Source organism: Methylophaga sp. UBA678, from assembly GCF_002299105.1.
In the GTDB taxonomy this organism is placed as follows: domain Bacteria; phylum Pseudomonadota; class Gammaproteobacteria; order Nitrosococcales; family Methylophagaceae; genus Methylophaga; species Methylophaga marina.
The window spans coordinates 58032-67827 of the sequence record NZ_DBNG01000031.1 but is presented as its reverse complement, the minus strand read 5'-3'; the positions used below and the strand labels follow the sequence as shown (position 1 = coordinate 67827).

Annotated in this window: 7 protein-coding genes; 5 read left to right on the top strand and 2 right to left on the bottom strand. The window is 43.3% G+C overall.

Annotated elements, in window-relative coordinates; genetic code table 11:
* Window positions 1–120: 120 nt before the first annotated feature.
* Complete coding sequence (locus B3014_RS14100) at window positions 121–1377, bottom strand: diguanylate cyclase (protein WP_289243426.1); 1257 nt, start codon at window positions 1375–1377, stop codon at window positions 121–123.
* A 94-nt stretch (window positions 1378–1471) separates the two neighbouring features.
* Complete coding sequence (locus B3014_RS14095) at window positions 1472–2686, bottom strand: HD-GYP domain-containing protein (protein ID WP_286304207.1); 1215 nt, start codon at window positions 2684–2686, stop codon at window positions 1472–1474.
* A gap of 311 nt (window positions 2687–2997) precedes the next feature.
* Here B3014_RS14095 and B3014_RS14090 point away from each other — a divergent pair, with 311 nt between their 5' ends.
* From B3014_RS14090 to B3014_RS14070, 5 genes are all read left to right on the top strand, one after another.
* Entirely contained in the window at window positions 2998–5115 is a 2118-nt protein-coding gene (locus tag B3014_RS14090) for a VTT domain-containing protein (protein WP_289243427.1), read from the top strand.
* A gap of 8 nt (window positions 5116–5123) precedes the next feature.
* Window positions 5124–5810 carry an endonuclease/exonuclease/phosphatase family protein gene (locus tag B3014_RS14085; protein WP_289243428.1) on the top strand — a complete coding sequence of 229 codons (687 nt, stop codon included), beginning with the start codon at window positions 5124–5126 and terminating at the stop codon, window positions 5808–5810.
* 123 nt (window positions 5811–5933) lie between these two features.
* Window positions 5934–7289, top strand: coding sequence for a hypothetical protein (locus B3014_RS14080; RefSeq protein ID WP_289243429.1), 1356 nt, complete (start codon window positions 5934–5936; stop codon window positions 7287–7289).
* 47 nt (window positions 7290–7336) lie between these two features.
* The gene (locus B3014_RS14075; protein WP_289243430.1) at window positions 7337–9328 is read left to right on the top strand and encodes a BCCT family transporter; all 1992 of its coding nucleotides are present in this window, start codon (window positions 7337–7339) and stop codon (window positions 9326–9328) included.
* Between the two features lie 79 nt (window positions 9329–9407).
* Complete coding sequence (locus B3014_RS14070) at window positions 9408–9737, top strand: DUF2845 domain-containing protein (RefSeq protein ID WP_286304211.1); 330 nt, start codon at window positions 9408–9410, stop codon at window positions 9735–9737.
* The last annotated feature ends 59 nt before the right edge of the window (window positions 9738–9796 follow it).

The window sequence follows — 9796 nt, the reverse complement described above, 5'->3', positions numbered from 1 at the left end:
TATGCAGAGGATTGCAAATCCTTGTACGCCGGTTCGATTCCGACCCCAGCCTCCATTTTCAAGCTCACACAAAGACATCAGTATCAGGCGCTTTTAAGCGCTTTTTTTATGCCTGTTATTCTAAATAGGCACGGCTAGAGTGAGTTTGTCTCTGCCATTGGCTTTCGATTCGTACAATGCTTTATCGATAACACAAAATAAATCTCTTGTGTTGGCAATGGGGAACAGATCCGTGTGGTATAGACCTGCGCTGATTGTGGCGTTGATGTGTTGACCTTCGAAGTTAAAGTGATGTGACCGGGTTTGGTTGATTAACTCTTGTATGATGTCTTGTGCTCTTTCAGATGGTAACCGGTTTAATATAACAACAAACTCCTCACCACCTACTCGATAGGCTTTGTCGCTATCACGCCCTTGGGATTGTAAAATCTCTGCAAACTCTTTTAAGACATGATCCCCTGCTAAATGCCCATAGGCATCATTAATCTTTTTGAAAAAGTCGATATCGATAAGCGCGATACCAAAAGGACACTGGTTTGCATGAAAGCCTTTTATTAAGGCTTCTATTTCGAACTCTAATGTAAGCCGGTTATTTAAGTTAGTGAGTGGATCTTTACTGGCGAGATCTTTGAGTTGTTTATTAGCTGCTTCCAGTTTGTACGTGCGTAATTCTATCTGTTCTTCGAGACTATTCAGCAGCCGCTGTTCAGCTTCACGTGATTTGATAACTTCTTTTGCCATCGGTCTAAAGATAAAAATCACTTCAAGGACAAGCGTGAGCAGGGTGATTAACCAGAGTCCAACTTCCAGGTTCTTGATGATACGGAGTCTTTCATCACCTTCGAATTGATATTGATTGACAGCTTTATCTAAATCAATAAGTAAATCTTCGGAGACATTGTCGATTTGATTCATTAATGTCAGGAAGGTGTGTTCGTCCTCAGTGTCGATAAGCTGTGTGGCTGTATTCAAGTATTGATTGACACGATCATAGAGGTTGATATCACCAAAATAGAGGTGTCGGATAGCTTCTGACTGTTCGAGTGTTTGATTATTTTTCAGTTGGCCTGAGGCAAGTTGTTGATTAGCCTCACCCATCTTGTTTATATGCTGAGTTAAGGCATCCTCGGTAATATCTTGTGCTAAGTGTGTGACAAAGCGTTGTTGATATAAACGATGGATGTCGAGTGCAATATGTTGACTCAACATGCGTTGACTGCCTGAGATATTGACGACATAGGCCGTATTATCGACATCGGATATGGCAGATTTTAATGTGTAGGCAGCGAAACTGGACAGTATGGCAATAAGCACAACAGCCAGCATGTAGCGCTTGGTGATAAGTCTATGCAGTGCGGGCTGTGTATTATCTGCCATAATATCTATTCATTTATATTATCGCTCATGAGATATCTCTCACTCATATATACCTTGCCTGTGAGCACATGGCTAGTCTAATTCACATATTAAACTATAACCATAAGTTTTCTAAGGATTTGAAATCCCAATCAGCAGGTTCTTCTGGTCCTTCGATGCTCTCTTTACAGCTTTTTGCTGCCAAATCGATCACTTGTATAGGAATGGGGGCGTTTGAACGCGTTGAGAAGAACACTTTCACTTTGGGTTTGAGTAAAGACTCTGTTCCGGGTTCAACCACCACAGCTAGGCGCTGTGAGGTGAGACGAACCAGTGAACCAATGGGATAAATCCCTACAGATTTAACAAAACTATTAAAAATTTGTTTATCAAAATGACCTTCCCATTTCGACATTTCTCGTATGGTATTGGCGGGTTCCCATGGTTTTTTATAGGCTCGCTCCGATGTTACGGCATCGTAGACGTCACAAATAGCCGCCATTCGGGCTAAAACCGAGATTTCATCAGCAGGCAGTCGGTTTGGATAACCGGTACCGTTCATTTTTTCGTGGTGATTTAAAGCAATATCGATGACTTCAGCTTCGGCTCCACCATCTTGCAGAATTTTGGCGCCAACGATGGTGTGCTTTTTCATCACGTCATATTCAGAATCAGTGAGTTTGCCGGGCTTGTTTAATATATCGAGCGGCATGGCTGCTTTGCCTAAGTCATGCATCAGCCCGCCGATGCCAGCAAGACGTGTTTGTTCTTTATCTAGACCCATTTGATTGGCAAGTGCAAGCATGAGTGCACAAACCGCCACAGAGTGCATATAGGTGTAATCATCATGCGTTTTTAAGCGGGCAACACTAAGGATGGCGGCTGAATTACGTTGAACCAGAGAATCAATCTCGCCCACTAAGGGAAGGGTGGTGTGAGGATCAATGGCTTTGCCCAAGCGAATGTCATTAAACATGGACATGATTTGGGGTTTGGCATCCTGACACAGTTTTCTTGCACGCTCTATTTCATTCTCTATTGATGAAGAACTAGGCACCGGTTTGGTTTCTGCTGACTTGCTCTCTTCAACTGCCTCTGTCGATGCTTTTTGCTCGACTTTGTTTTCAACTGTTGCTGGGGCGGACGTATCGTCTCCCTTGTCAGTATCTATCCAAAGATCTTTTATGCCAGCGTCATGGATGCGTTTAATGTCATTGGGATCAGTAACAAGAAAGCTGCTGCGAATGAACGGATGCTGGATCCAGGAACCACCAAGCTTCTGAATATACATACCAATGCGTAATTCAGAACTGTTAATACGCTTTATCAAGACTGTTCTCCCTCAAATCAACATGTTTTTTATAGTTATGAGTCAAACATACCTTGCATTGACCGGGGCATCAATAGCTATTTCTATCATCTTGGTCTGAGCAGTTTAATGCTGAGATCATTAGTCTATGACACCTTGTTAATGTTGCTATATCCAGCGATAAGCCATAAGCCGGGAGAATGGCGATGGACTTTGTGTTGGCTAAAAAATGATCATTTAATAAGAGGATGTTAATCGATGTATAGAAGGGTGGTGTGATTGATATGTTATTCTCAGTGGCACTATTTTCACCACAAGATTAGGAATGAAGTGTGACCAAAGCACCCATATTGAATGAAGGCAGCAATTGTTGGCAAAAAAAGCAGGCAAAACAAGTTGCAGTGTTAATTGATGGGGAGAATTATTTTGGTGCATTGCATGCCGCGATCCAGCAAGCGAAACATACCGTCTACATACTTTCCTGGGATATCGACAGCCGTATGCAGCTTATCAGAAATGATGAGCAAACTAGTGATTTGCCAGCAGAGCTGGGCGCATTTATCAGTGAAGTGCTCAACCGCAATCCAGATCTTGATATCTATATTCTCAATTGGGATTGGGCGATGGTTTATACCATGGAACGTGAATGGTTACCCATGTATAAGCCTGCTTGGAAGTCTCAAAAAAGACTGCATTTCAAGTTAGATGGAGAATGTCCTTTAGGGGCATCGCAACATCAGAAAGTGGTGGTTATCGATGATGATATTGCCTTCTCAGGTGGCTTTGATATTGGCAAAAGCCGTTGGGATAGCTCTGCACATAAAGCGGATGATGCCAGACGTACCGATCCTGATGGGCATCGATATCCTCCTTTTCATGATGTGCAAATGCTGGTTCAGGGTGAGGCGGCAGCCGCTTTGGGCGACCTGGCTAGAGAACGCTGGCTTAAAGCCACGGGAGAACAGCTGCAAAAACCGCCACAAAGAACAGGGACTGCCTGGCCGGATTATATTGAGCCGTGGTTTGAAAATATTGAGGTGGCCATCAGTCGAACCATACCTGAATATCACGAACAAAAAGAGGTTCGTGAGGTAGAGCAGCTGTATATGGACAGCTTAAAAGCGGCTGAAAACTTGATCTACATGGAGAATCAGTATTTCACGTCCTGGAAGATCGCAGATTTACTAGCTGAGCGACTTCAAGAACGAAATGGTCCCGATATTGTTTTAGTTCTTCCATTGATGACGGGCGGCTGGCTGGAACAGGCTACCATGGATGTTTTGCGTTTTCGTGTGGCTTGTAAGCTGAAAGAAGCAGATACGCATAATCGCCTGAGGATTTGTTACCCACATCGCGATGAACTGGGTGGCTCTTACATCAGTGTGCATGGCAAAATCACAGTGATAGATGATCGGCTTATGAGAGTGGGGTCTGCCAATCTGAGTAACCGCTCTATGGGGCTTGATAGCGAATGTGATCTCGTTATCGAAGCCGATACAGAAGAGAATAAAGCGACTATCAGCCGTTTTCGAGAGCGTTTACTGAGTGAACACTTTGGCATAACAGAAGACCAACTTAGACAAAATCTTTCTCAGGAAACCTCTTTGATTCGTTTGATTGATGCTGGCCAGGATAACGCACATACACTGCGTGAACTTGACTGCCGTGTATCCGATTATGCTAACCAGATGTTACCGACATCTGCGGTGGTGGATCCTGAAAGACCCATCGATTCTGAAGAGTTGACCAAAATGTTTATCCCTGTTGATGAGCCAACATCCGCCAAAAAACAATGGTGGAAAATTGTGGCCGTGTTGGCTGTTGTGCTCATCATGACCGCCATCTGGCGGTGGACACCACTGAGTGAATGGTTAAATCCCGAGACGCTGCAACATGCAGCAGAGGGCATAAAATCACATCCATTAACACCACTGATTGTTGTGGGTATTTTTGCCGTAGCCGGACTGATTGCTTTTCCTGTAACACTATTGATAATTACGACGGCACTGACTTTTGGGCCGCTATGGGGAAGTGTGTATTCAATCATTGGTTCATTAGTGAGTGGTTTGATGGGCTATGCCGTTGGTCATTACCTGGGACGAAATACCATTCAGAAACTTGCTGGTTCCAGTATAAACAAACTAAGTCGTCGTTTAGCTAAGCATGGCGTTTTAGCTATCATTACTGTCAGAATTATTCCCGTGGCTCCGTTTACGGTCATCAACATGGTGGCAGGTGGCTCACATATTAAAACCCGCGATTTTATTTTAGGAACAGTCATCGGTATGCTGCCCGGTATTTTAGGCATCACCGTTTTTGCTGATTCTTTGATGCGAACTATCCAAAACCCAGACCCCACTCAGATTGGAATTTTCATTGCTGTAGTGATTGCCGTTGGCAGCATTATGTATGGATTAAAACGTCTGATTAACCGAAAAGAAGACAAATAAAACACTGAATGGAGATTACCTTAGCAACCTACAATATTCACGCCTGCATCGGAACTGACGGACATTTCGACCCGTTCAGAATTGTTGACGTGATACGTGAAATGGATGCCGACATCATTGCTTTGCAAGAAGTCGAACATCATATGGTCAATGATATCGATCTGCTTGATTTTCTTGCTCAGCAGACCGGCATGATTGGCATTGCAGGCCCAACCATGTTTCGGGAGAGTCGACACTATGGCAATGCCGTTTTAAGTAAATTTCCATTAACGTCTCATGAGCTGATTGACTTAAGTCTTGAACCCCATGAGCCCAGAGGGGCAATTCAACTCAGGCTGGAAATCGAGCAACATCAGCTTGTGATAATGACGACACATTTTGGTTTAAAACCAAAAGAACGTCAGTTTCAGGTTGAAAAACTCATGAGTCGCCTTGCTGAACATGAGGTCGATACGGCGGTCTTGATGGGCGATTTAAACGAATGGTTCTTATGGGGACGGACATTACGTCGCTTAAAAGCCTATTTTGATACCACACCATCCAAAAAAAGTTTCCCCAGTTTTTTTCCTGTATTTGCCTTAGATCGTATCTGGGTACATCCACGTAAACACCTACTTTCCTTGAGTGTTCATCGAACAACGCTAGCCAAGAAAGCGTCTGATCATTTGCCTGTTGTGGCAAAAATCCTGTTCTGACAATTTGAAGTCAGTGTCTCAAATTGTTAGGGTAAATAAAGTTTTAGAAAACAAAAGTATCTCCATATTCACTCAAGTGAATAACATTTCAAGTACATACCCGCAGTCAATTCGGAAAAATAAATGATGAAAGTAAGGACCAGCTTGTCCACGAGAAGCATGATCTTTAGTCAATGCATCGTGGCGTCTATGGCCGTGTTGCCAATACAGTCAGTCACTGCTGAGGAAAATACGGTAGAGCAGTTGCAATCTCGATTGAAAGCACTTCAGGCAGAGTTAGAATCAACACAGGCGGCTCTTGCAAAAGCAGAACAAGAAAAACAACTTTCTAATGCGAAACTGGAAGAACTCTCCCGAGCTGAACCAACATTAGAGCCTGACAATAAAATTCGTTTTGGTCATCTCAAAGTGGGCGGTGCTATCAGAGCAAATTATGCCATCGGTGATTACCCCGAAACCGGAGGTGCCTCGCGTTCTTTTGATGATGGCGGTAATTTCGCCTTGGATACTTTTCGTATCAATTTGGATTATGAAAATGGACCATATCTCGGTAAGCTAGAGTACCGCTGGTACAACGGGTATAACTTTCTGCATACAGGATGGTTAGGATACCAATTTGACGAGAATCGGCAAATACAAGTTGGGGTAAATAGAGTGCCATTCGGGCCAGGCCCATACGGCATCTCACAAAGTTGGTTTTTTGATCAACACTACTATCTTGGTTTGTCCGATGACATGGACTTGGGTGTCAAATATCATCAATCCACAGATAACTGGGATTGGGATGTCGCCTATTACGTCTCAGATGAAGGTTCATATACCGGGTCCTCTCATCAGAGTGCTCGTTATTCTTATGATGTGGTGAATGAATCGGGTGATGGTTACGAGGAACGAAATCAATTTAACCTGCGTGGCATAAGACATTTTCAACATGGCGAAGTAGGGACTGATTTAGGCTTCTCTCTTCAATATTCACAGTTAAAAAGCCGAGGCTCGCAGGATGATGGGCATCATTACGCATTATCAGGCCATATGTTGAATAAATGGCAGGCATTCACATTGGCTACACAACTGACTTATTACCGTTTTGATGTCGATCGTAATCAACCTTTAGGTACCAACAAATTAGTCCAAATGGGCGCTTACGACTTCCCCAGTACCACAGCGGCTGAAGCCTGGTTACCAGCTATCTCTCTAAGTTATCGTTACGATACTGACCAACTGCCTTGGTTGGACTATGTCATGCCTTACGTCGAGTACAGTGTCCTTCTCAAACAAGAGCATGATTTTAACGATAGTGCCTTAGCAACAGTTGGTGCAGCTTGGGCGAGTGGTAATTGGTACATCTACACAGATCTAAGCGCCTCGAACGGTAATGAATTTATCGGGGGGGATGACCCATTTGGTGATCGTCTCGGTGCTAATCAGAATGATGACTGGCAGACACGTTTTAATATCAATTTTGGCTACTACTTCTAGGTGCTGAATATTCGTACTTACAATAATAATCATAGAGAGAGTCCGTAATGACCGAGCAGACGATAGATAATAAAAAACCTCGCAAAGCAGAAATCAATCCTCCCGTATTTTTTGGTTCGGCCATTTTAATTATCGCTTTTGTTATTTTTGCTGCTTTCTTTTCTGATACAGCATCAGCCGTATTTAAAGATACTCAAAGCTGGATAGTCGATACTTTTGGTTGGTTCTATTTATTGGCTGTCGGTTTTTTTCTAGTGTTCAGTATTGGTCTGGCTATGACTTCATATGGCGCCATTAAGCTTGGGCCTGATCATTCCGAGCCTGATTATGGCTATTTATCATGGTTCGCCATGTTATTTAGCGCTGGTATGGGGATAGGCTTACTCTTCTTCGGTGTTGCAGAGCCCATTATGCATTTTTCGGCTCCCCCCGTAGGTGAAGGCGGTGATATAGCGGCAGCACGTGAAGCCATGTCGATTACCTTCTTCCACTGGGGACTGCATGCCTGGGCAATCTATGCCGTCGTGGGTTTATCTTTAGCTTACTTTGGATTTAGACATAACCTGCCATTGACCATTCGTTCATCACTTTACCCTTTAATCGGCGAGCGTATTTACGGACCAATAGGTCACGCCGTTGATATCTTTGCTGTACTGGGCACCATGTTCGGTGTTGCAACCTCACTGGGATTGGGCGTGTTACAGGTCAATGCTGGTCTCACCTATATGTTCGATTTACCAGCTGAATCTGTCTCGCTGCAAATAGGCCTGATTGCTGCCATCACCGTACTCGCTACGATTTCAGTTATTGCTGGTTTAGACTCGGGTATCAAACGTTTATCAGAGCTAAATCTGGGCTTGGCTATTCTATTGATGTTGTTTGTTCTATTTGCTGGACCAACGCTTTTTTTACTACAAACGTTTGTGCAAAATACCGGTAATTATCTCAGTGAAGTGGTGAATAAAACTTTCAATTTATATGCCTATGATCCTAACGGTTGGATAGGTGGCTGGACATTATTCTATTGGGGCTGGTGGATTGCTTGGTCACCCTTTGTCGGTATGTTTATCGCACGAGTTTCAAGAGGCAGAACCATTCGTCAGTTCATTCTAGGTGTGTTATTTGTGCCGGTAGGCTTCACCTTTATGTGGATGACTTTCTTTGGCGGAACAGCTATCAATATGGAATTAGGGGAGCTGTCTGGTGTTATATCTAATGCTGTGAGTGAGAATAATGCCATTGCCATTTATGCCATGTTCGAACAAATGCCTTTTAGTATGATCTCGGCTGGCTTAGCGACGATATTGGTTGTTACGTTTTTTGTCACCTCTTCGGATTCGGGCTCTTTGGTGATTGATATGATCACATCCAATGGTCATCCGAAACCTCCGGTTTGGCAGCGTATTTTCTGGGCCTTAACTGAAGGCTGTGTTGCTGCAGCATTGTTGTTAGCTGGTGGTTTAAAAGCATTGCAAACAGCTTCGATTGCTGGCGCGTTACCCTTTGTCGTCATCATGTTGCTGATGTGCTTTGGTTTGATGAAGGGACTCAGAATGGAAGGCATAAAACGCCTTATTATTGGTGTTCCCCAAACACCTGTTAGCACAGGCAGACAAGTGAGTTGGAAGCAACGCCTGAAGAACTTGAGTGAATATCCTGACAAAGCAGCTATGCAAACTTTTCTGCTTGAAGTTGTGAAGCCTGCTTTGAAAAAAGTATCAGCTGAGTTAAAAACAACGGGTGTGGATGCTGATATTGTCAGTAAAAAAGACTCTATTGAGTTAGTTGTATCGTATGGCGGTGAAAGAGATTTTGTCTATGGTGTTCACAGCGTCAGACATTTAATGCCTAGTTTTGCTTTGGATGCATTGGAAGATGATGACGATGAGACTAAGCGCTATTACCGTGGAGAGGTATACCTGGCTGAGGGTAGTCAGCATTATGATTTATATGGATACAATCAAGAGCAAGTGATTGATGACATTCTGATACAGTACGAAAAACATATGCATTTCCTGCATATCGTTGGGGACAGTTAAATCAGGTTATAAACAGTAGCAAGATTTTCCTGTTATTTCATGGTATTGTCCCGAAAATAAGCATGATTGGAGAGAGAAAATGCGTTTATTTTGGTTCAGTTTAGCCGCCTTAGGCCTTGGTTTTTCGGGTGTTTCTCATGCCGGTAGCAGTGAGTATCTGGATAGTTACTCCTGTGGTAAAAGCGCCATTGAAATAGGTATGAATATTGATGAAATCAAACTGATGTGTGGTCAAACCTGGCAACCCAGTAATGTTGTAAAATCGGTTAGACCTGCATTAGAAGTAGGTAAAGATGGTGAAAGACTCCAGGATAATTTTGAAAAGTGGATGTTTAAGACCGTCAGGGATGGCAGTACCCACGTCTTGTTAAAAAATGGTGAGGTCATTCGAATTTTTACTACGCAATAAGCCGGGTTTATTCAGTTTGATTTAAGTTTGAATCGCTATATTCGTTACTGATAAACCAA

Coding starts and splice junctions, on each gene's coding strand:
- B3014_RS14100 (WP_289243426.1), bottom strand. CDS start 1,377: ATGGCAGATAATACACAGCCCGCACTGCATAGACTTATCACCAAGCGC.
- B3014_RS14085 (WP_289243428.1), top strand. CDS start 5,124: ATGGAGATTACCTTAGCAACCTACAATATTCACGCCTGCATCGGAACT.
- B3014_RS14080 (WP_289243429.1), top strand. CDS start 5,934: ATGATGAAAGTAAGGACCAGCTTGTCCACGAGAAGCATGATCTTTAGT.
- B3014_RS14075 (WP_289243430.1), top strand. CDS start 7,337: ATGACCGAGCAGACGATAGATAATAAAAAACCTCGCAAAGCAGAAATC.
- B3014_RS14070 (WP_286304211.1), top strand. CDS start 9,408: ATGCGTTTATTTTGGTTCAGTTTAGCCGCCTTAGGCCTTGGTTTTTCG.